The sequence below is a fragment of the Pseudoalteromonas sp. meg-B1 genome, from assembly GCF_003173795.1.
GTDB classification, from domain to species: Bacteria; Pseudomonadota; Gammaproteobacteria; order Enterobacterales; family Alteromonadaceae; genus Pseudoalteromonas; species Pseudoalteromonas undina.
Window position 1 is genome coordinate 322,934 of record NZ_QGQU01000003.1, and the last position, 21,937, is coordinate 344,870.

The following is a 21,937-nucleotide window of genomic DNA, read 5'->3' on the forward strand; positions in this document are numbered from 1 at the left end:
CTGAATTTACACTAACTGGCTTATCACAATGGTTACCTCGTTTGTCATTTTAATTCTCGGTTTTGCGGCTCTCGTATGGAGTGCGGACAGGTTTGTTTATGGTGCGGCGGCACTGGCTAAAAACTTTGGCGTACCAACATTAATTGTAGGTTTAACCGTGGTAGCTATGGGCTCATCGGCCCCTGAAATGATGGTATCCGCTTCAGCTGCTTTGGCAAATAAAACCGATACAGCCGTAGGTAATGCAGTTGGTTCAAATATCACTAACATATTATTAGTATTAGGTATTACAGCGCTTTTAAGACCGCTTTCAGTCTCTTCAAGTACATTAAAACGAGAAATTCCACTGGTATTATTGGTGTCTATCGCTACTTGGTATATTTTTTCAGATAACTACTTTTCGTTTTTTGAAGGCGCAGCCTTACTCTTTGGTTTTGTTGTTTTTATTGGTGGACTTATTTTTGTATCACTGCGAGCAAAAAACCAAGACGACCCCTTTGTTAGCGAAGCCTGTGATGAAGTACCTGATAATGTCCCAACCAAAAAAGCCGTTTTTTGGTTAGTCGTCGGAATGATTTTACTTCCTGTTAGCTCACACTTTTTAGTTGGCTCAGCCGTTGATATTGCAAAATATTTTGGCTTAAGTGACTTAGTAATTGGTTTAACCATAATAGCCATAGGCACCAGCTTACCTGAACTTGCAGCTTCCATTGCGGGTGTTCTTAAAAATGAAGATGATCTAGCACTGGGTAACATTGTTGGCTCAAATATTTTTAATATTCTCGCGGTGTTACCGCTGGCAGGATTAATTAACCCATCAGTTATTGACGCATCAGTAGCTAACCGTGATGTTTTAATTATGATCGGTGCAACCTTGGCACTTATTGCTATGTCATTGAACTTTAGAGGTCAAAGACGTATCAATAGACTAGAAGGTGGCGTACTCATCGTCGCATTTATGATTTACCAAGGTTATATTTTTAGTCAAGTAGGGTGATCCATGGCAACGCTAAATTTTATTCAACAAGGCTTGCGCGTCCTTGATATAGAACGTCAAGCACTCAGCGATATCGCACAATACGTTAATGAAAGCTTTGATCAAGCGTGCCAATTAATGTACGACTGCTCAGGCCGTATTATTGTTATTGGCATGGGTAAGTCGGGCCATATCGGTAATAAAATAGCAGCCACTTTAGCGAGTACTGGAAGCCCCGCATTTTTTGTACATCCTGGTGAAGCGAGTCATGGCGATTTAGGTATGATTACATCAAATGATGTGGTTATGCTTATATCTAACTCTGGCGAAACCAGTGAAGTGCTTAATATTATTCCGGTATTAAAACGCATTGGCGCAAAAATGATTGCTATGACAGGCAACGAAACGTCAACCATGGCAACATTGGCAAATGTGCATGTGTGTATTAAAGTTGAACAAGAAGCCTGCTCATTAGGCTTAGCGCCAACAGCAAGTACCACAGCAACACTCGCTATGGGCGATGCTATGGCGGTAGCATTATTAGAAGCCCGTGGTTTTACCGCTGATGATTTTGCACTGTCGCATCCAGGTGGCAGTTTAGGCAAACGCTTACTCTTAACCTTAAAAGATGTAATGCACAGCGGTATTCACACGCCTATTATTAATGAAACGCAAACCATTAAAGACGCCTTAATTGAAATGTCAGCCAAAGGGCTTGGCATGACCGCTATTATAAATAGTAATCAGCAATTATCGGGGTTGTTTACCGATGGTGATTTACGCCGTATTTTAGAGCAACGTATTGATATACACAGCACAGAAATTAATGTTGTGATGACAAAGTCATGTACAACAGCCACACAAGACATGCTCGCGGCTGAAGCACTGAACATTATGGAACAAAAACGTATTAATGGTTTAATTGTGATTAATAAGCATAATCACCCTATTGGCGCACTAAATATGCAAGACTTACTAAAAGCGGGAGTGCTATAAATGCAGTTTGAAGATCTTTATCAGCCGTTAAGTGATGATGCAAAAGTGCGCGCAAAAAAAATAAAATTATTAATTTGCGATATTGATGGTGTATTTTCTGATGGACGTATTTATCTTGGCAACCAAGGTGAAGAGCTCAAAGCATTTAATACCAAAGACGGGTTTGGCATTAAAGCCCTTATTAATAGTGGTTTTGAAGTTGCTGTGATCACAGGTCGTCACTCAAAAATAGTTCAACAACGTATGAGCAATTTAACCGTACAGCATATATACCAAGGCCAAGAAAACAAACTCATTGCCTATCAAGAATTAAAACAAAAATTAGCGCTAAGCGATGAGCAAATAGCTTACATTGGTGACGATGGCCCTGACATGCCAGTGATGGAAAAAGTCGGGTTTGCAGTAGCCGTAAACGACGCCCACCCACTGATAAAACGTTTATCGCATTATGTCACTCAGCTGCCAGGCGGCTTTGGTGCAGTAAGAGAGTTAACAGATTTACTGATGCTTGAAAACAATAAGCCACTTACTAGCCAAGGAACCAGTTCATGAATGTAGCTCGCATTATACTGAGCATCTTATTCATAAGCTGTATGGTTTGGCTTTGGTATCCTTATTTTTCTCAGGTAGATATTATTGCGGATGAACAAACTCAAACTATTGCTAAGCCTGATTACACTGCGATTGAGCTAAAACAAACCGCTTATAATGAGCAAGGTAAAATAAGCCACAAAGTAACTGCGGTAAAAATGGAGTTATACCAACAACTTGGTTTTACCTTTTTTGAAAAACCTATATTTACTTTATACAACGAGCAGCAAACATGGCGTATTAACGCTGATGAGGCCACCCTCTACGACGATCGTCAACTCGTATTAGAGGGCAATGTAAAAGCGCTAAATTTAGCCGATAACGCCATGATCGATACGATCACAGCCGATAGCATCAATGTAGATATAAAACTACTCACTATGCAGTCAGAGCAGCCTGTCGTTATTACAGGACCTAATTTAAAAATCACAGGTAAAGGCCTTGAGGCCGATTTAAAAACCGAAGTGATTAAACTTATTAACCATACGCGAACCCTATATTATGACCAATAACCTATTTAAAATTCTAATTGTTCCTTCATTATTGATTGCATTTCATAGCCATGCAGAGGAAACCACTGAAGCTCCTGCGGCTAATCAAATCTCAATTAGTGCTGACAGGCAGGAAGGTCAATTAAAAGAAAACGTGGGCATTTTTGAGAAAAATGTTGAAATTATTCATGGTAATCGCCGTATCACAGCTGACCGTTTAGAAGTGCATAAACGCGATGACTTAGGCGATAACAAGCAATTATTAATTGCCACAGGCAGCCCTGCATATTTTGAAGAAACACAAGCAGATGGCACCATCATGAGTGCCAGTGCGAATGAAGTGCGTTACGATGTTTCGCAACGTTTTTTAACCTTAATCGGCGATGCCAGTATTGCTCAAGCAGGTCAAAAAATAACTGCCAAAAGTATCACCTACGATATAGAGCAGCAGTTAATTAGCGCAGAAAAAGACGAAAACTCAACAGACCGTGTACACACTATTTTAGTGCCTGTTGAAAACAAAAAAGAAGACGATAAAGGCCAACCATGAGCACATTAAAAGCAGAGCTACTAGCAAAAAGCTATAAAGGCCGTGAAGTGGTGAAAAACGTTGGTCTAGAAGTTGAAGCAGGCAGCATTGTCGGCTTACTTGGCCCCAATGGCGCAGGTAAAACCACGACCTTTTACATGATTGTAGGCCTTGTACCGAGCGATAAAGGTAAAATATCAATCGATGATCAAGATATCACTTTATTACCAATGCACAGCCGAGCTCGCCTAGGGATAGGATATTTACCACAAGAATCATCTATTTTTAGAAAGCTGACGGTTTATCAAAACTTAATGGCTATATTAGAAACACGTAAAGGGCTCAATAAGCAACAACGTGAAGATACCTTAAATAATTTACTTGATGAATTTAGTATTCAGCATATTCGTGACAGCCAAGGTATGGCTCTGTCAGGTGGTGAGCGTCGCCGTGTTGAAATTGCGCGAGCATTAGCAGCAAATCCTAAATTTATACTACTAGACGAACCCTTTGCAGGGGTTGATCCTATCTCTGTATTAGATATTAAAAAGATTATAGAGCACCTTAAAAACCGAGGAATTGGCGTATTGATCACAGATCACAACGTCCGCGAAACACTTGATGTTTGTGAAAAAGCCTACATAGTTTCTCATGGGGAGTTAATTGCATCAGGCACTCCAGAATATGTATTAAACGATAAAACAGTACGCGATGTTTATTTGGGCGAGCAGTTCAAGCTCTAATATGTGTGTTATTCCACTAAGCATCTGCTAAGATTAATTATACTTAGGTCTGTTGACCTTTCAAGGTTGAATTTGCAGCAGTCTGTTTGGTATTTAGGCAAGGCAGAGCCTATGTGATGTGGCATTCCCCATAAATAGGCGATAACGCAGCATCAATGCCAAACAGGCGCTGCCCTTCGGGTTCTGCCTAGGGACGATTTACTTTTTGTTGCTCGGTTTTGACTTAGCCCACTAGGTTACAAACCTCGCGCCGCGATTAAACCGCCCCTAGTTTGAACAAATTTTAATCCGTAAAGGTCAACAGACCGTAATTTAAAAGGATTGTTAGAGATAAATGAGGCAATCATTACAGCTGCGCATGGGCCAGCAACTTACAATGACTCCACAGTTGCAACAAGCAATTCGCTTATTGCAGCTCAGTACATTGGATCTCCAGCAAGAAATTCAAGAAGCACTCGATAGTAATCCCTTACTTGAAGTTGAAGAGCAAGATTACAGTGAAGATGCTGCGGGTAAAAACGAACAAAAAGCCGATACCGATGAATCAATGCTAAGTGCTTCAGCTGACGAAAAACCTAGCGAATATGAGCAAGATAGCGGCGAAGCCATGACCAAAGACACCATTAGCGATGATATGGCAATGGATGTTACATGGGATGAATACATGAGCGCAGCACCGGCCTCTTCCTCGGGACCAATGCCTGAAGATGAATCAATTTATCAAGGCTCTTCAACTGAAACACTGCATGAATATTTAATGTGGCAATTGCAACTGACGCCATTTAGCCCAACAGATGAAGCCATCGCGATTGCAATCGTAGAAGCTGTGGACGATTCTGGTATTTTAACCCTTAGCTGTGAAGAAATATTAGAAAGTTTTAATCAAGAAAACGACATAGAAGATGAAGTTGAACTTGATGAAATAGAAGCCGTTTTAAAGCGTATTCAGTTATTTGATCCGGTAGGAATAGCCGCGCGTAGTTTACAAGAGTGTTTGTGTATTCAACTAAATCAGTTTGACCAAGACACGCCTTTTTTAAACGAAACAAAAATGATCTTAACCGATCACATTGACTTACTGGCTGCGCGTGATTATCGCACGTTAATGAAAAAAACTAAGCTCAAAGAAGATGAGCTTAAAGAAGTCATGACGTTAATTCACACGCTTAGCCCAAAACCCGCTGACACTATTGTTAGAGAAGAGTCTGAGTACGTTATTCCTGATGTGTCGGTTAAAAAAGTGAAAGGCCGTTGGGTGGTTGAACTAAACCCAGATAGCATGCCTAAAATTAGGGTAAACAGCCAATATGCAGCTATGTCGCGTACGGTTAAATCAAGCGGCGATAGCCAGTTTATTCGCTCACACTTACAAGAAGCTAAATGGTTTATAAAAAGCTTAGAAAGTAGAAACGACACACTGCTTAAAGTAACTAACTGTATTGTGCAACAACAACAGGCCTTTTTTGAACATGGTCCTGAGGCGATGAAGCCTATGGTACTTAATGACGTGGCCGAAATGGTAGAAATGCACGAATCGACTATTTCACGTGTTACTACGCAAAAATACATGCACACACCACGCGGTATTTTTGAGCTTAAATATTTCTTTTCAAGCCATGTAAGCACTGAAAATGGTGGCGAATGTTCATCTACAGCAATACGCGCATTAATTAAAAAATTAATCGCTGCAGAAAACTCAGCTAAACCATTGAGTGATAGTAAAATTGCAGATATATTGGCTGAGCAAGGAATTAAAGTAGCAAGGAGAACTATTGCAAAGTATCGCGAATCTCTAGCTATTCCCCCGTCAAATCAACGTAAAAGTTTGATTTAAGGCGTACAACAAAGAGGAAAATGTTTATGCAACTGAATTTAACTGGTCGCCATGTAGATATTACCGACTCGCTTAGAGACTACGTAAATAGTAAATTTTCGAAGTTACAGAGGCACACTGATCACATAACGAATGTGCACGTTATTCTCGATGTAGAAAAACTAAACCAAAAAGCCGAAGCAACCGTTCATGTTAGTGGCGCTGAGATTTTTGCTTCCACTGAACATCAAGATATGTATGCTGCTATAGACTCGCTGATTGACAAGCTAGATCGTCAAGTAATTAAACACAAAGAGAAACTTGCTCGACACTAACACTATGAAACTAAGCTCACTTATCTGTCAGGACTGCAGTAAAGCTGCGGTCCTTTTTAATAGTAAAAAAAGAATTTTAGAATTTATCAGTGAATTGGCTCACAATAAACTGCCCTATTTAACACAACAAGATATTCTTAACGCGTTAACCGCCAGAGAAAAACTAGGGAGTACAGGTATAGGTCGAGGAATTGCAATTCCTCATGGTCGTATGAGTGGTGTACAAGAGCCTCTTGCACTTATATTAGTGAGCGAAACGGCTATTAATTTTGATGCGATAGATAACAGACCGGTCGACATTTTTGTTGCCTTAATTGTACCTGATGGTGACAATAAGCAGCATTTAAAAACCTTAGCCACGATAGCAGAAAAGCTCAACGATAAAGAATTTTGTAAGCAATTACGAGCGGCAAAATCCGACAATGAGCTGTATCAAGTAATTGTAAGTCAACCGTAGTAACAATTAAGGGTGATAAATGGAATTAATAATTATAAGTGGTCGCTCAGGTTCTGGTAAATCTGTTGCGCTGCGTGTTGTTGAGGATTTAGGTTATTATTGTGTAGATAATATTCCTTTAAATTTATTGCCATCTCTTGTTCGTAGTGTTTCCGACAGCTACAATAAAATAGCCGTAAGTGTTGATGTGCGTAATTTACCTAAAGAGCAGCAACAGTTTAATGAAATCATTGAATATTTACCTGGTTTCACTAAGCCAACGGTGTTTTATTTAGACAGTGACGATCAAACCTTAATTAAACGTTTTTCAGAAACACGGCGTCTTCATCCTCTTTCGATTGATTCACTGCCACTTGATTTAGCAATAAAAAAAGAAAAACAACTCCTTGATGTACTCATTAACCGTGCCGATTATATGATTGATACTACGGATTTAAGTGTGCATCAGCTGGCTGAATCTATTCGTGAAAAAATACTCGGTAAAAAAGACAAACAACTGATCATTACCTTTGAGTCATTTGGTTTTAAGCACGGTATACCCAAAGAAGCAGATTATGTATTTGACGCTCGCTTTTTACCAAACCCGCATTGGGAGCCTGAACTTAAGCCACTCACAGGGTTAGATCAACCAGTAAAAGACTACCTAGCCAGCCACAGCATAGTACAAAAATTTACATGGCAAATTCAAACATTCGTGCAAACATGGCTGCCTCATTTAGAAAGAAATAACCGCAGCTATTTGACCATAGCTATAGGCTGTACCGGAGGGCAACACCGCTCAGTTTATTTAGCGCAAACTATAGGTGAAAGCTTTGCAATGAGTCATCCTAATGTAAAAATTCGCCACCGAGAACAAGAATAAAGCTTGAGAGAATATTAATGCGGTTAGAAAACACATTTTTAATAAAAAACAAGTTAGGCCTGCATGCCAGAGCGGCCACTGTACTGGCACAGCTTTCTGTGCAATTTGATGCCTCAATCACGTTATTTCAAGACGATAAACAAGCCGCTGGCGACAGTGTATTAGCACTTATGTTACTCGAAAGCAGTCAAGGCAAAGAAGTTAAGGTAGTATGTGAAGGCCCTGACGCAGAGCCTGCACTTAATGCAATTGGTGAGCTCATTGACCAACGATTTAATGAGCAAGAGTAATCCTGCTTATAAGCTAAGGTTAATAGTGATTGAGGTAGTTTACTGATATAAAGTAAGATAAAGCGATACCCCATCATCGTGTAATAAAATTTAATTAAGGACGCCAATGCCTGAAGCTTTAGAACAAGATATTCCACTACAACAACTAAAACAGGTGACTAAGTCACTAAATAGTGGTCAATTTGTTCAAGTTAGGCGCATGCTAGCAAAAACGGCACCTTGTGATACCGCACTTCTTTTAGAATCATCTCCCCATAAAATTCGTCGTATGCTCTGGCAACTGGTTGATCCTGATGTACAGGGTGATGTACTTGAAGAGCTCTCTGAAGACGTACGTTTGGGCATTATTGCGCAAATGGCACCTGAGCACATTGCTGCTGCAACAGAAGACATGGGCCATGATGATTTAGGGGAAGTACTACGTAGCCTACCAGACACCGTATATAAAGACGTTGTTAGCGCTATGGATATTCAAGATAGAGAGCGTGCAACACAAGCTCTATCTTACCAAGAGCGCTCTGCTGGCGCCTTGATGAATATAGATACCGTAACTATTCGCCCTGATGTAACTCTAGATGTTGTACTACGTTATATTCGCTTACGCGGTGAACTGCCAGAGGGCACCGATGACTTATACGTTGTAGATAAACATAACTGTTTTTTAGGCGCCTTATCGCTAAGCACTTTATTAACTAATCCCCCTGAAAAAATTGTTCAGGATTTAATGGATGAAGAGTGTGAATCTATTCCTATTTCAATGGATGAAAGCGAAGTAGCGCAACTATTTGAACGGCATAACTGGATATCGGCTCCAGTGGTCGATGACAACGCGCATTTGCTTGGTCGTATTACTATAGATGATATCGTTGATGTTATCCGTGAAGATGCAGAGCATAGCTTATTAAGCTTAGCGGGTCTTGATGATGAAGAAGATACCTTTGCGCCGGTCTTAAAAAGCTCTAAAAAGCGCTCAATTTGGCTAGGTGTAAACTTACTAACTGCATTGCTGGCTGCAATTGTGGCGAGCTTTTTTGAAAACACCTTAGCTATATTACCAATTCTTGCTGTGCTCAATGGCATTGTCCCGTCAATGGGTGGGGTTGCAGGCAGCCAAACCTTAACTTTGGTTATTCGCGGTATCGCGGTGGGCCATATCAACCAAACTAACCAACGTTTTTTATTATTAAAAGAACTCGCTATCGGCGCGATTAACGGTATGGTTTGGTCTATCCTAATTGCCGGTGTCGTTGCGCTTTGGCAATGGGATTTCAAACTCGGTGGTGTTTTAGCGTTTGCTATGTTTATGAATTTAGTTGCAGCAGGTATTGCGGGTGCTAGTATCCCACTATTGCTTAAAAAAATGAAAATAGATCCAGCACTTGCAGGCAGTGTGGTACTAACCACGGTAACTGATATTGTTGGTATATTTGCCTTTTTAGGCACTGCAACTTGGTTATTGATTTAATTTTTTTATAAACGTTTATAAACAAAAACACCGCATCAATACGCGGTGTTTTTGTTTAAGCCGATAGTTACTTTACCTTGCGCGCTGGCGATTACCGCCCACCTTAGGTTTAGTGTTGGCTTTTTTAAACTGACTAAAGCCAGTATGACGAGTAAGCGCTGGACGACCGCCTTTACTGCCTTTGGCTTGCCTTTCATCTCTGCCTTCTTCTGGCACTAAACAATTTGGACCTTTACCAATGAGTTTAGCTTTGCCCATGTTACGAAGAGCTTCGCGGATCATAGGCCAACCGGCAGGATCATGGTAACGTAAAATTGCTTTATGCAAACGACGCTGGCGCGCCCCTTTTGGTACCGCAACTTGCTCTGTGTTATTTTTAATATTACGTAGCGAGTTCATTTCAGTATGATAAATGGTGGTCGCATTAGCCATCGGTGATGGGTAAAAGTTTTGCACTTGATCAAGCTTAAAGTCATTCGATTTCAGCCACAAAGCCATATTAACCATGTCTTCGTCTTTAGTCCCCGGGTGAGCAGAAATAAAGTATGGAATTAAATACTGCTTTTTACCCGCTTCTTTAGAGTACTTATCAAATAGCGCTTTAAACTCATCGTAAGCACCCATACCAGGCTTCATCATCTTAGATAATGGGCCATCTTCAGTGTGCTCTGGTGCAATTTTTAAATATCCACCAACATGATGAGTTACTAGCTCTTTAACGTAACGAGGATCACGTACGGCAAGGTCATAACGCACGCCTGAAGCAATTAAGATCTTTTTGATCCCTTTAACCTCACGCGCCTTTTTATATAAATCGATAGTCGGGGTATGGTCAGTATCCATATGCTTACAAATATCAGGATACACACACGACAAGCGGCGACAGGTACTCTCTGCTTTTTTACTGGTACAACGCAGTTTGTACATATTTGCGGTTGGTCCGCCTAAATCAGAAATAACCCCAGTAAAGCCTGGTACTTTATCTCTAATTTGCTCAATCTCTTCAATAATTGATTCTTGAGATCGGCTTTGAATTATTCGCCCTTCATGCTCGGTAATAGAACAAAACGAACAGCCGCCAAAACAACCGCGCATTATATTTACCGACGTTTTAATCATATCGTAAGCAGGAATTTTATTATCGCCATAACTTGGGTGCGGAATACGCTGATACGGTAAACCAAAAACATCATCCATTTCTTGGGTTTCAAGTGGATAAGCTGGCGGGTTCACCCAGATAGAGCGATCGCCATGACGCTGAAACAACGCTCTTGCACAACCAGGGTTGGTTTCTTGGTGCAAAATACGCGATGCATGAGCATATAATGGTTTATTAACACTGACCTGCTCAAAAGCGGGTAACTTAACGTAAGTTTTTTCCCATGGCTTAGGGCGCGCAGGCTGAATGGTAATTGGTTTTGCAGCTTCGGCTTTTAAATCAATACCCGCTTGCTTAAATTCTGATTTAGCACAACCCACATCATCCGCACCATAAGGATTAGGAATAGGGTCTATTTTACCAATTTTATCAATGGCTGTTGAATCACTGCCACGCCAACCGGGTAAAGGCTCTTTACGAATAACCGCCGTGCCTCTCACATCTTGTATCGTATCCATGGTTTCACCCGCAGCGATACGATGCGCTACTTCAACTAACGGGCGTTCGGCATTACCATAAATTAAAATATCGCCTTTAGCGTCAAATAATACGCTACGACGTACTTTTTCTTGCCAATAGTCGTAATGAGCAATACGACGCAAGCTGGCTTCAATGCCCCCTAACACGAGCGGCACATCTTTATAGGCTTCACGACAACGTTGTGAGTATATGATCACGGCGCGATCGGGGCGTTTACCACCAACATTTCCCGGGGTATAAGCATCATCGTGGCGCATTCGTTTTTCAGCGGTGTAACGATTGATCATCGAATCCATGTTACCGGCTGTAATACCAAAAAATAAGTTAGGCTTACCCAATGCCATAAAGGCATCTTTCGAGTTCCAATCAGGCTGAGCAATAATGCCCACTCTAAACCCCTGTGCTTCAAGCACACGGCCAATTACGGCCATCCCAAAACTAGGATGGTCTACATAAGCATCACCGCTAATAATAATAATATCGCAGCTATCCCAGCCAAGCGCGTCCATTTCTTCGCGTGTTGTTGGTAAAAATGGGGCTGTGCCATAACACTCAGCCCAATACTTAGGGTATGAGAATAAGCCGCGTTCAGCTTTTAGTGTGCTCATAAAATTGGCCGTTCAATAACAAAAGGCGCGAATTATACCCTATCGACATCCACGTTGATATAGCACAAAATGAAAGCACTGATTAAAAATTGTTTACCTTTATCGCATTACTAAAACAGACAAATCATCTAAGCTGATTACTGCTAATGTCTGCTTTTAGATTTATTTAAAGTAGATAAACTAGATAAAAATGATCGACTCTAGGCTAAACTATTAAATAAGCTGTGATTATTAATAATTCATAGACGCTGTAATATTAAAACCAATGAGGCATACCTATTAAACTACTTAAACAATTAATGCAGTTTTCAGCCATCTTACTGTTGGCGTTTGTTGTTGTGGGATTACTTTTACCACAAAACTATCACGTGCAAAAAAGCATTAAAATAAATGCCCGCCCTCCTGTTATAAAGTCATTAGTGGAAGATTTTACGCAGTGGTACAAATGGTCGCCGTGGCAGCAAATAGATCCCAATATTGAATTTAGTATTGGTGAACCTAGTGCTGGTGCGGGAGCCTATCAATCTTGGCAAGGAAAGTGGGGGCAAGGCGAAATGACAATCACTTCTTTAAGCGCCAATGAAGTTGTATTTAATGTATTATTTAATCAAGAACATATTATTACTAGCCGATTACTATTTAGCCCACATGCAAAAACTGTAACCTGGCATATAGAAGGACAAGCAACTGTGCCGCTTATATCTGGCTATGTTGCTATATTTGCTGAAAATATATTAAGCAATATAGTCACCCTAGGGCTAAATAACTTAAAGACGGTAGCCCAACTCAGTGATGCACAAGCAATAATGGAAAGCCATGACAGTCAAAACCGCACAAGCCAGAATTAAACTTGCCAATATTATTGAGTCACTGTTAGGTTACTCGGTCACAAAAGTGAGTAATACGCCTGCAGCTGATGAAAAAACCTATAATACGCAGGGTAAATCAAAGTCTCTTTACCGTATTAATAGCGAGCATTCAGTGTTAGCTCGAGCACAAAAAAGACAAGATCTACTGCTAATAAAACAACAACAAAATATCGAGACTATTTTAGCCTTAGCAATGGAGTTTTGTCCTGATGTAGCCTGCGCTAAACAACCTGACGCCGATTGGGTGGAGCACTTTATTGCCTTATGTGAAGATACCTCAAACCAATCTATGCAAACATTATGGGCAAAAATTTTTACTGGCGAAACCATTAGCCCAGGTACCTTTTCTATAAAAAGCTTACAAACTCTCAAACACATGACCCAGCGCGAAGCGGATTCATTAAGAAAGTGTGTGTCTATTTCAGGGTATAACGAAAAAGATAGTAGTCACCTAATATTTTTAGGCTATTACAAAAAACCCTCGTTATTTGATTTATTAGGCAAGGGTAATAAAGTGTCATTAAGCATAGGTAAAAGCGGTGTGAGCTTTCCTGATGTATTAACCTTAATGGATTTAAATTTGTTATACCGTAAAGAGATTGAATCCGCTGCATTAAAAGCAGGACAAGAGATCACCCTCTCCTTTTTAACTCAAAAACTAACTTTAAAAGCAAAAAGTAACGACTTAGTACTAAGCTATTATAAGTTTACCCAAACCGGTGATGAACTGTTTAGACTAATGAATTACCCAATTAATAAAGTGTACAAACAGTTAATTGGTGCAGCATTTGAAGGGGAGTTTGAATTAGTGTGGCACACTTCAAAATAACTAAAAAAAGCCACACAAGGTGGCTTTTCATTAAACTAATAGGCGCTTAAAAATGAACCTGTATGCCTGCAAATGGCCCCGACGCATCAATATCAGTATTAATATCATCTACATCATCAAGCTCTAAAACCATAGAGCGGTAACCCGCTTTAACCGCAACATCAACGGCTAGGTTATCAATCAACTCCCAAGCAATACCCATTTGGTAATCTCGTACTTTACTGTCATCAATGGCTAAAAAGCTGCCTTCAGCAAAAACACTTAAACCACTAAACGGTAAACCCGCTTCGAAACGTCCATACGCTAAAGGTACTACACCTGAGAACTCTTCAATTTCAGTGAAGTTAGCACCACCTTGTTGTGATGTACCTGTTACCACAAGCTCACCATCGAACTGCTTAGCATTAATACCTAAATCAATTGAGATTAAGTCGTTATCAAAAATTTCATAGTAAAGAATATAATCAATGTGCGATAAGTCAGTGACTGAATTAACATCAGTGCCAACAATATAATCAGAGCCATTAAAGCTAAATGTATCTTCAAGTCGCGTTGAACCGGTTAGTTCAAGCTCAGTGTATTTTAGTTTTAAGTTTGGCACTAATGGAACCGGATGCTCAAGTGCGGCGTAATAGCTAACAAAAGTCTCATCTTCAAAATTGAAGTTTTGTAGGGCGTTATTATTATCAGAAAAGCTACCGTCATTATCGGCTTTCCAACCATCAACCCCTACATACAAACCCAATACAGTATCAGCTTGTGCTACAGGTGCTAAACATGCCATTGATAAGGCTGCTGCTATACAATACTTTTTCATTTTTTATCCTTGCGCTAATAATTCGCTAAGTTCAATCAGTGCCGCATTGGCTCTAGAGATATAATTTGCCATAACGAGTGAATGGTTGGCGACATAACCGAATCCGTTGCCGTTTAAAATTATTGGGCTCCAAACGGTTTCTTGGGTCGCTTCAAGCTCGCGTATAATTTGTTGTAAACTAACACGGGCGTTCTTTTTATCAAGTACTTCGGCAAAATCATATTCAACCGCTTGTAAAAAATGCAGTAAAGCCCAAGTAGCACCGCGAGACTCATAAAATACATCATCAATTTCCCACCACGATGTTCTTACTTGTTGTTGTAATGGCGTATAAGTAGCTTGTGTATTTGAAGAGTTGCCTGCTAAATCGGTATTTACCTTGTCTTGACCTACACTCGCACTCAAACGTTGGCTTAAACTACCTAAGCGTTTTTCAGCTTCTTTTAACCAACTGCGTAAATTATCTGCACGTGAGTAAAATTGGCTATCGCGCTCATGCTGATTCGCAATTTGAGAACGGTAAACTAATAAGTAATCAATACCCTTCTGATATTCGCCCTCAGCACTTGGCCATGCCCATGCTTCAGAACTAATATTAAATTGTGGCTGTGCTTTTTTAAGCGCTTCGTGCTCAGTTGATTGTGACTGTGAACGACTAAAATCTTTTCGCATTGATAGTGCTAAATCACGCACCATTTCCAACGCGCCATACTCCCAAGCGGGCATGTTGTCCATTATTACGCTCGGTGGCAGTACATCATTTGATAAATAACCGCCTGACTTAGTTAAGAGGGTATCAGCGACGGTGATAAGCGTTGAAGTTGTTACATATCCTGTTACTGGCTTTTCACTGCGTTGCTGCGCTTGCTGCTTGGCATTTTGTACCACATCAAAACGTGCAGGCTCTATGCTCCAGTACACTGCAATAGCGTAAAATACGACAAACAATAATACCAATGCCGTTATTATTTTTCCTTTATGCTGTGACATTTATCCCCCTAATGATGACTATGATCTTTTGATGCTTTTACCGGCTCAGCTTGCGATGCTAGCGAAACTACTTTCGCATTGGTGAATACTCGATTCCCGTCTTCAAAATATAGCGTGAGTTTGCGTTCTTGACCTACTTTTAACGGCTCTTGTGGTTCAAACACCATTAAATGGTAGCTTCCAGGCTTAAAATCGAGTTGCTGGTGAGCTTTAATAAGCAATGATTCTACTTTTTGCATTTTCATCATACCATCAGCGTGGACGTGCTCATGGATCTCAACACGACCTAAACCATCTATGGTCGCTCTTGTGAGTGTTGCCGGTACATTACTGTGGTTTTCAATACTAAAATAACCCACGCTGGCTTTAGTGGCAGGTAAAAACTCTCTTACTTGCGCATTTGTTACTTGTAATTGCGCAACAACACTATCGTGTTCATGTCCTTCGTGCGCCAATAACGAAGACGAAAAAACACCCACCAATAATGCACTTGCACTTAAAATACATTGTTTAATCATCAGTAAAATCCTTGTTAAAACATAAAAATATAGTCCAAATTTATCATAATTCCCTAATATTAGGCAGCTAATTTAAGTTTAAGAAGCTACTTTTTTGTTATCTGCGATTAACCAACACAACCCTGCCACAAACAATAATGGCCAAGCAATCATCAGTGATCCGAATAAAAAGGCTAATATCGTTCCAGCCAGTGCCACCATCGCCGCGCCAACAAGCCCCATAGTTACCAAAGCTGCAATCGCAATAACAACTATAATGGCGATTAACGCCCCAATGAGCTCTATACCAGTCCAACTAATATCTGAGATCCACAACGGAAATTGCCATACATCAAAATGAATTATCGAGCCGCTATTAATCAAAAATAATGTAACAATAAGTAGGCATACGGCGAGAGTTTTCATGTCGTTCCCCTTACACTGCTTTTTCTTCAAGACAACAGTGCGCAATTAAATAACCTAGCGCCACTACAAACGGAAAACTTAAAAATAATAAAACGGTGACTAAACGAGTAGACCATACCGGAAAGTCTAATCGGTAGGCTAACCCACTACAGACACCTGATATTTTTTTGTTAAGCGTATTTTTATACCAACGACGATGCGTATTAAAATTATTCATAACAATCTCCTCAGGCTGTTTGTTTGTTAGCAGTATTTAAACTCGCTTTTAAACTTGCCAGTTCTGCATCAATTTTTTCGTTTTTAACCAGTGACTCAATTTGCGTCGCAGTATTGCTCGCTGTATCTGTCAGCTCATATGCTTCGACCTGCGATTCAACACTCTCAACACGACGCTCAATTTGCTCAAATCGTGATAAAGCAGTGGCCACTTTATCGCTCTGCAGCTGAGTATTTATCTTAGATCTTGCCTCAACCACATTTTCACGCTTTACAAGTTGTGCTTGCTTAGCTTTAGCCTGTGTCATTTTTTGCTGCAGGCGTTCACAGTCCTCTGTGATTTTTACAATTGATTGCTGCAATGTCTCAAGTTGTGTTTGTAAGCACTCTATGCTTATTTCGACATTGTGTTTTTCAGCTAGTGCTGATTTAGCTAAATCGTCACGATTTTTTGCAATGGCATGTTCGGCCTTTAATTGCCAATTTGTGAGCGCTTGTTGTTTATTGCTTATTTGACGTTTAATATTTTTTTCTTCACATAATAATACCGCCGCGGTGCTACGACACTCATTAAGCGCCTCTTGCATTTCGGTTAGCATCAAATTAAGTAGTTTTTCTGAATCTTCGGCTTTATCAAGCATAGCTACGATATTTGCTTGAATGACGTCGTTTACGCGATTAAATATACCCATGTTATTCTCCTGATGATTTTTTATTTATACATCAACAGGATTCCAAGAGTTATGCCAACAACTTAAAATTCTTTTATTTTCATTAAATATCAATAATTTAAATTATTTTTGGCCGGTAAGTTAATGACTAATCACTGAATGAAATCAAGTCGAATTGGCTAATAAATTACATTTTTGACTAAAATTTGGGATCAAAAAAAGCCACCTGAGGTGACTTTTTCTATAAAGAGTATCTGTTATGCCAATTGCATTAAATTGGCATTACTCGGGTACGTAACTTAACGCTTTATCCATAACACTTAAATCAGCTTGCTTACCATGACCATTTTCAGATAAGTGGCGTCTAAAACCACGCGCACCAGGTTGCCCCTGAAAAATACCCAACATATGGCGTGCAACATGCCAAAAATTAGCCCCTAAACGCATCTCTTCTTCAATGTAATCATACATAGAGCGTACAACATCATGTCGAGACTGAGTATTAGCCGCATCACCATAAATTTTTTCATCTACTTCATTAAGCATAAATGGATTACTGTAAGCCTCTCGGCCAACCATAACCCCGTCTATGTACTGTAAATGCTCAAGGCTTTGCTCAATGGTTTTAACACCACCATTAATACTTAAATCAAGTTGTGGGTAATCTTTTTTAAGCTGGTAAACGCGGGGGTAGTTAAGCTCAGGAACTTCGCGATTTTCTTTTGGGCTCAACCCTTTTAGCCATGCCTTACGGGCATGAATAATAAAGTCATCACAGCCAACTTTATGTGAAGCCTCTATCAAAGCACATAAAAACTCATAAGAATCTTGCTCATCAATACCAATACGAGTTTTAACCGTAACCGGAATATTCACTTCACTTTTCATTGCAGCAACACACTCTGCAACTAAATTAGGCTCAGCCATTAAACAGGCACCAAAACGTCCATTTTGCACGCGATCTGACGGACAACCTACATTAAGGTTTATTTCATCATAACCACGCTCACCAGCAAGCTTGGCACACTGTGCTAGCGCTTGCGGATCGGATCCTCCTAATTGCAATGCCACAGGGCCTTCGTGCTGATTAAAATGCAAGTAGTCGCCGCGGCCGAATAAAATAGCGCCAGTAGTGATCATTTCAGTGTAGAGCACGGTGTGTTTTGTCATTTTACGATGAAACGTACGACAGTGGCGATCAGTCCAATCAAGCATGGGTGCCACGCTAAAGCGTCGATTTAAAGTACGTTTATCCAAAATGTGATCCTCAAAAATTTATAATTTAAGCACAGCTTAAACGGCGCTGCATTTTACACAAAAGCCCTATGCGCAGCAATATTAAGCAAACACTTGCAAGCCAAAGTATTGTGCAATACCGTTTAAAATATTAGTCACCGCGACTGAGCTTAAAATTAACCCCATAATTCGACTAATAATACTCGCCCCACTATCACCTATTATTTTATGTACATGCGTAGCAAGTAATAACAAAATCAGTACCACCACTAAAACAGCTAACATCATTGATGAGGTAATCATTTGTTCAACCCAAGTATATTCCTCATTACGTGTCATTAATACCGCACCTAACATGGCACCGGGACTGGCTATTGATGGGATAGCAAGCGGAAAAATAGCGGTTTCAGTGCTGTCTCTAACACTTTTAATTTCAGCTTCAGGCTTACTTTCACCAAAGGTCATGGAGAGTGCAAAAATTAATAAAATTAAACCACCTGCTATTTGAAATGCCGAGAGCGGGATCTCAATCACATTCAGTAATTGCTCGCCAGCAACTACAAAAAATAACAGCACTAAAGCAGACACACCCACGGCTTTAAAAATCACTTTACGCTTAAACTTGTCGTCATCTCCACGAGTTACGGCGATAAAAACCGGGATTGTGCCAATTGGATCGATAACCGCAAAAAAGAAAATAAATATAGCTAATAGTTCATGCATTAATGAGTACCTTTTCACTAAATCGGTTAATAAAACGCTGCAACTACAATACAGTATGTTAGTATATCACGGCAGCGTAAGGATGAGAGAAGATGAATATAGAATCACTCGTAAGTAAAGCAAAACAAGTGTGCGACAACCGTGGTGCGCGATTCACACCAATTCGCGAGAAGGTATTTCGTTTATTGGCCAGTGCCCAAGGTGGTGTGGGGGCGTACGATTTACTTGAGCAATTGAAAGTCACTGAAACAGGTGCTAAACCTGCAACGATTTATCGTGCTTTAGACTTTTTAGCCGAACTCGGTTTTATTCATAAAATTGAAAGCACCAATGCATTTATGCTGTGTCATCATTTTGATCATATTCATCCTGTTCAGCTATTAATTTGTGATAGCTGCGGCTTTGTTAAAGAGCTGCACTCAACAGTAATTTCACATGAGCTCAATAACTTGGCAGCCGAAAGTGGCTTTGTAGTTTCCGGGCAAACAATAGAAGCACATGGTAAATGTGACTCTTGCCGAGCATAGATAAGCGACTATAGCTATACTTTGCGTATAACCTTTATCAGCACCAATTTAAGGACATCTAATATGAATGTAGAGTTCATTAATCCCTTTTTAGCTTCTTTGATGAATGTATTGAGCACTATGGCTCAAACTCAGTTAAAACCAGGCAAGCCACGCATTAAAACAGATGAGATAGCCTGTGGTGATGTATCGGGATTAATTGGTATGGTTGGCCCTCAAACTCGCGGTTCATTTTCAATTACCTTCGACGAAGGTTTAGCGCTGACCATTATGGAACGAATGTTAGGCGAACGACCAGACGACATAAATGAAGAAGTAACCGACATGGTCGGTGAAATAACTAATATGGTTACCGGTGGTGCTAAGAATTTATTAGGTGAAAAAGGCTATGATTTTGCCATGGCAACACCCATTGTTGTGTCTGGTAAAAACCACACTATTACTCACAAAAGTGACGGCAAAAAAATTCTTATGCCGTTTACCAGTGACGCAGGTAATGCCAATATTGAAGTGAGTTTTGATAAGCTATGAGCTGGTCGCAAACCACAATTACATTAAAGCCTCGCTCGCGGGGCTTTCATTTAATTGATAACGACATACTCAATCAACTCCCACAAATAAGCCAATTTAAAGTTGGTTTATTACACTTATTTATTCAACACACCTCAGCCAGCTTAACCATTAATGAAAATGCCGATCCTACCGTGCGTATGGATATGGAAAGCCACTTTAATCAATTTGTTCCAGAGCGCCAGCCTTATTACCGTCATGACTATGAGGGCGATGATGATATGCCTGCCCATATAAAAACCAGTACCTTAGGTTGCCAGTTAACTATACCTATTAGCCATGGTCAGTTAGCACTAGGAACTTGGCAAGGAATATACTTAGGTGAGCACCGTGATCATGGTGGTTCAAGGCACATTATTGCAACTTTGCAAGGCGAAGCGTTTTAGATTTTACAACATAGATCATTCGCACACATTGAACATTTCAAAAAAGTTACATAAATTAAATTTATAATGATTCGCGTATGGGTCATTTTTTGCTATTTGAAAATGAATATCTGGAAAGTAAATAAGATTGGAGCGGTACACGAGGCTCGAACTCGTGACCTCGACCTTGGCAAGGTCGCGCTCTACCAACTGAGCTAGTACCGCATTTAATATCGTATTCTAATTTTACTACAATTTCTTTTGGTTAGAAATTGGAGCGGCACACGAGGCTCGAACTCGTGACCTCGACCTTGGCAAGGTCGCGCTCTACCAACTGAGCTAGTGCCGCATTCAAAATAGTCAGTAATTTGTCCGTTGGTGCGCGACGGGTCGCGTTCAACATTCTGGCAACTGAGCTAGTGCCGTATTTAAGGTTCTAGGTTTTGTCAAAATTAAACCTTTTCGCTTTTGACTTTGAATCTTTATTTCTACCCCAATTTCTTTGGTGAGAAATTGGAGCGGCACACGAGGCTCGAACTCGTGACCTCGACCTTGGCAAGGTCGCGCTCTACCAACTGAGCTAGTGCCGCATTCAAAATAGCCAGTAATTTGTCCGTTGGTGCGCGACAGGTCGCGTCCTACATTCTGGCAACTGAGCTAGTGCCGCATTTAAAATAGTCAGTAATTTGTCCGTTGGTACGCGACAGGTCGCGTTCAACATTCTGGCAACTGAGCTAGTGCCGCATTCAAAAAGTCAAAGCCCAAACACACTAACCCCGCGGGGGTTATCGTCTTGAGCGGGGCAGGATTCTACAATAATTAGGGGGCTTTGCAAGTATTTTTTATAAATTAAAAAACTTTTCTCGGTAAACCTTTAATTCCATAATCGAATCTTTAATGTCGTCTAACGCTAAATGCGACCCTTTTTTATTCACTTGAGCCAACACATCTGGTTTCCAACGACGAGCAAGTTCTTTAATAGTACTGACATCTAAATTACGGTAATGAAAAAAATCTTCAAGCTCGCGCATATACTTATTCATAAAGCGACGGTCTTGGCCTATCGAGTTACCACACATAGGTGAAGCACCCGCTGGCACCCATTGCTTTAAAAACGCGAGGGTTTGTTCCACGGCATAAGCTTCATCAAACGTGCTTGCCTTACAGCGAGCCGTTAATCCAGATTTGCCATGCTGAGTTGTACACCACTCATCCATGCCATCCAGTAGTTCATCACTTTGATGAATGGCAATCGTTGGCCCTTCGGCTAATATATTCAGATCAGCGTCAGTGACAACAGTTGCAATTTCAAGTATTTTGTCAGTCTCTGGTTCAAGTCCGGTCATTTCCAGATCGAGCCAAATTAAATTTGATTTATTAATAGTCATAATTACCTTAAACGGTGC

General features: G+C 40.4%; 27 protein-coding genes and 3 tRNA genes. 17 read left to right on the plus strand and 13 right to left on the minus strand.

Features of this window, described 5'->3' with window-relative positions:
- Nucleotides 1–28 precede the first annotated feature (28 nt).
- The 12 genes from DK924_RS13230 to mgtE all read left to right on the plus strand — a co-directional run bounded on the left by DK924_RS13230 (nucleotide 29) and on the right by mgtE (nucleotide 9,548).
- Nucleotides 29–997: a calcium/sodium antiporter gene (locus DK924_RS13230; RefSeq protein ID WP_054202369.1), complete on the plus strand. Its 969-nt coding sequence runs from the start codon at nucleotides 29–31 to the stop codon at nucleotides 995–997.
- Nucleotides 998–1,000: 3 nt separating this feature from the next.
- Nucleotides 1,001–1,972, plus strand: coding sequence for a KpsF/GutQ family sugar-phosphate isomerase (locus tag DK924_RS13235; RefSeq protein WP_109875415.1), 972 nt, complete (start codon nucleotides 1,001–1,003; stop codon nucleotides 1,970–1,972).
- A complete protein-coding gene (gene kdsC / locus DK924_RS13240; protein ID WP_109875416.1) occupies nucleotides 1,973–2,524 on the plus strand; it encodes a 3-deoxy-manno-octulosonate-8-phosphatase KdsC in 552 nt (183 codons plus the stop codon). It begins immediately after the preceding gene.
- Nucleotides 2,521–3,075, plus strand: a complete 555-nt coding sequence (lptC, locus tag DK924_RS13245) for an LPS export ABC transporter periplasmic protein LptC (RefSeq protein WP_010390567.1) — start codon at nucleotides 2,521–2,523, stop codon at nucleotides 3,073–3,075. The genes kdsC and lptC overlap by 4 nt, the downstream gene beginning before the upstream one ends.
- Entirely contained in the window at nucleotides 3,065–3,604 is a 540-nt protein-coding gene (gene lptA / locus DK924_RS13250) for a lipopolysaccharide transport periplasmic protein LptA (protein ID WP_010390566.1), read from the plus strand. The genes lptC and lptA overlap by 11 nt, the downstream gene beginning before the upstream one ends.
- Entirely contained in the window at nucleotides 3,601–4,326 is a 726-nt protein-coding gene (lptB, locus tag DK924_RS13255; RefSeq protein ID WP_010390565.1) for an LPS export ABC transporter ATP-binding protein, read from the plus strand. The genes lptA and lptB overlap by 4 nt, the downstream gene beginning before the upstream one ends.
- Nucleotides 4,327–4,660: 334 nt before the next feature.
- Nucleotides 4,661–6,160 (plus strand): RNA polymerase factor sigma-54, encoded by a 1,500-nt coding sequence (locus DK924_RS13260; RefSeq protein ID WP_016900280.1) that lies wholly within the window; start codon nucleotides 4,661–4,663, stop codon nucleotides 6,158–6,160.
- Between the two features lie 26 nt (nucleotides 6,161–6,186).
- A complete protein-coding gene (gene hpf, locus DK924_RS13265; RefSeq protein WP_010390562.1) occupies nucleotides 6,187–6,474 on the plus strand; it encodes a ribosome hibernation promoting factor in 288 nt (95 codons plus the stop codon).
- 4 nt (nucleotides 6,475–6,478) lie between these two features.
- The gene (gene ptsN / locus DK924_RS13270; RefSeq protein WP_010390560.1) at nucleotides 6,479–6,931 is read left to right on the plus strand and encodes a PTS IIA-like nitrogen regulatory protein PtsN; all 453 of its coding nucleotides are present in this window, start codon (nucleotides 6,479–6,481) and stop codon (nucleotides 6,929–6,931) included.
- Between the two features lie 19 nt (nucleotides 6,932–6,950).
- Nucleotides 6,951–7,793: an RNase adapter RapZ gene (gene rapZ, locus DK924_RS13275; protein ID WP_010390558.1), complete on the plus strand. Its 843-nt coding sequence runs from the start codon at nucleotides 6,951–6,953 to the stop codon at nucleotides 7,791–7,793.
- A 17-nt stretch (nucleotides 7,794–7,810) separates the two neighbouring features.
- Complete coding sequence (locus DK924_RS13280) at nucleotides 7,811–8,083, plus strand: HPr family phosphocarrier protein (RefSeq protein WP_008115514.1); 273 nt, start codon at nucleotides 7,811–7,813, stop codon at nucleotides 8,081–8,083.
- A gap of 106 nt (nucleotides 8,084–8,189) precedes the next feature.
- The gene (gene mgtE / locus DK924_RS13285) at nucleotides 8,190–9,548 is read left to right on the plus strand and encodes a magnesium transporter (RefSeq protein ID WP_008115512.1); all 1,359 of its coding nucleotides are present in this window, start codon (nucleotides 8,190–8,192) and stop codon (nucleotides 9,546–9,548) included.
- A 72-nt stretch (nucleotides 9,549–9,620) separates the two neighbouring features.
- Here mgtE and DK924_RS13290 read toward each other — a convergent pair whose 3' ends face one another.
- Nucleotides 9,621–11,795: a YgiQ family radical SAM protein gene (locus DK924_RS13290; protein ID WP_109875417.1), complete on the minus strand. Its 2,175-nt coding sequence runs from the start codon at nucleotides 11,793–11,795 to the stop codon at nucleotides 9,621–9,623.
- Nucleotides 11,796–12,094: 299 nt separating this feature from the next.
- Between DK924_RS13290 and DK924_RS13295 the strand changes: the two genes are divergently transcribed.
- Both DK924_RS13295 and DK924_RS13300 read left to right on the plus strand, forming a co-directional pair.
- Complete coding sequence (locus tag DK924_RS13295) at nucleotides 12,095–12,643, plus strand: SRPBCC family protein (RefSeq protein WP_054202374.1); 549 nt, start codon at nucleotides 12,095–12,097, stop codon at nucleotides 12,641–12,643.
- The gene (locus DK924_RS13300; RefSeq protein WP_055013332.1) at nucleotides 12,612–13,493 is read left to right on the plus strand and encodes a TIGR03899 family protein; all 882 of its coding nucleotides are present in this window, start codon (nucleotides 12,612–12,614) and stop codon (nucleotides 13,491–13,493) included. The genes DK924_RS13295 and DK924_RS13300 overlap by 32 nt, the downstream gene beginning before the upstream one ends.
- A 46-nt stretch (nucleotides 13,494–13,539) precedes the next feature.
- Here DK924_RS13300 and DK924_RS13305 read toward each other — a convergent pair whose 3' ends face one another.
- The 8 genes from DK924_RS13305 to DK924_RS13340 form a co-directional block, all read right to left on the minus strand.
- The gene (locus tag DK924_RS13305; RefSeq protein WP_075170495.1) at nucleotides 13,540–14,310 is read right to left on the minus strand and encodes a TIGR04219 family outer membrane beta-barrel protein; all 771 of its coding nucleotides are present in this window, start codon (nucleotides 14,308–14,310) and stop codon (nucleotides 13,540–13,542) included.
- 3 nt (nucleotides 14,311–14,313) lie between these two features.
- Nucleotides 14,314–15,300 carry a DUF2333 family protein gene (locus DK924_RS13310; protein WP_010390551.1) on the minus strand — a complete coding sequence of 329 codons (987 nt, stop codon included), beginning with the start codon at nucleotides 15,298–15,300 and terminating at the stop codon, nucleotides 14,314–14,316.
- 8 nt (nucleotides 15,301–15,308) lie between these two features.
- On the minus strand, nucleotides 15,309–15,818 hold the full coding sequence (locus tag DK924_RS13315) for a copper chaperone PCu(A)C (protein WP_010390550.1): 510 nt from the start codon (nucleotides 15,816–15,818) through the stop codon (nucleotides 15,309–15,311).
- A gap of 78 nt (nucleotides 15,819–15,896) precedes the next feature.
- Nucleotides 15,897–16,223 (minus strand): hypothetical protein, encoded by a 327-nt coding sequence (locus DK924_RS13320; protein WP_010390549.1) that lies wholly within the window; start codon nucleotides 16,221–16,223, stop codon nucleotides 15,897–15,899.
- Between the two features lie 10 nt (nucleotides 16,224–16,233).
- Nucleotides 16,234–16,440, minus strand: coding sequence for a PspC domain-containing protein (locus tag DK924_RS13325; RefSeq protein ID WP_109875418.1), 207 nt, complete (start codon nucleotides 16,438–16,440; stop codon nucleotides 16,234–16,236).
- A gap of 10 nt (nucleotides 16,441–16,450) precedes the next feature.
- Nucleotides 16,451–17,131 carry a PspA/IM30 family protein gene (locus DK924_RS13330; protein WP_109875419.1) on the minus strand — a complete coding sequence of 227 codons (681 nt, stop codon included), beginning with the start codon at nucleotides 17,129–17,131 and terminating at the stop codon, nucleotides 16,451–16,453.
- A 261-nt stretch (nucleotides 17,132–17,392) separates the two neighbouring features.
- The gene (dusA, locus tag DK924_RS13335) at nucleotides 17,393–18,325 is read right to left on the minus strand and encodes a tRNA dihydrouridine(20/20a) synthase DusA (RefSeq protein WP_036932963.1); all 933 of its coding nucleotides are present in this window, start codon (nucleotides 18,323–18,325) and stop codon (nucleotides 17,393–17,395) included.
- 123 nt (nucleotides 18,326–18,448) lie between these two features.
- Nucleotides 18,449–19,069 carry a MarC family protein gene (locus DK924_RS13340; RefSeq protein ID WP_008115498.1) on the minus strand — a complete coding sequence of 207 codons (621 nt, stop codon included), beginning with the start codon at nucleotides 19,067–19,069 and terminating at the stop codon, nucleotides 18,449–18,451.
- Nucleotides 19,070–19,161: 92 nt separating this feature from the next.
- Between DK924_RS13340 and DK924_RS13345 the strand changes: the two genes are divergently transcribed.
- The 3 genes from DK924_RS13345 (at nucleotide 19,162) to DK924_RS13355 (ending at nucleotide 20,552) form a co-directional block, all read left to right on the plus strand.
- Complete coding sequence (locus tag DK924_RS13345; RefSeq protein WP_008115496.1) at nucleotides 19,162–19,596, plus strand: transcriptional repressor; 435 nt, start codon at nucleotides 19,162–19,164, stop codon at nucleotides 19,594–19,596.
- Nucleotides 19,597–19,659: 63 nt separating this feature from the next.
- The gene (locus DK924_RS13350; protein WP_010390540.1) at nucleotides 19,660–20,127 is read left to right on the plus strand and encodes a chemotaxis protein CheX; all 468 of its coding nucleotides are present in this window, start codon (nucleotides 19,660–19,662) and stop codon (nucleotides 20,125–20,127) included.
- A complete protein-coding gene (locus DK924_RS13355) occupies nucleotides 20,124–20,552 on the plus strand; it encodes a secondary thiamine-phosphate synthase enzyme YjbQ (RefSeq protein ID WP_054202499.1) in 429 nt (142 codons plus the stop codon). Before DK924_RS13350 ends, DK924_RS13355 begins: the two co-directional genes overlap by 4 nt.
- A gap of 128 nt (nucleotides 20,553–20,680) precedes the next feature.
- Here DK924_RS13355 and DK924_RS13360 read toward each other — a convergent pair.
- The 4 genes from DK924_RS13360 to orn all read right to left on the minus strand — a co-directional run bounded on the left by DK924_RS13360 (nucleotide 20,681) and on the right by orn (nucleotide 21,919).
- Nucleotides 20,681–20,756: transfer RNA gene (locus DK924_RS13360), tRNA-Gly, on the minus strand.
- A 48-nt stretch (nucleotides 20,757–20,804) separates the two neighbouring features.
- Nucleotides 20,805–20,880 (minus strand) — tRNA-Gly (locus DK924_RS13365).
- Between the two features lie 165 nt (nucleotides 20,881–21,045).
- Nucleotides 21,046–21,121: transfer RNA gene (locus DK924_RS13370), tRNA-Gly, on the minus strand.
- Between the two features lie 252 nt (nucleotides 21,122–21,373).
- The gene (gene orn / locus DK924_RS13375) at nucleotides 21,374–21,919 is read right to left on the minus strand and encodes an oligoribonuclease (protein ID WP_008115490.1); all 546 of its coding nucleotides are present in this window, start codon (nucleotides 21,917–21,919) and stop codon (nucleotides 21,374–21,376) included.
- Nucleotides 21,920–21,937: the final 18 nt, after the last annotated feature.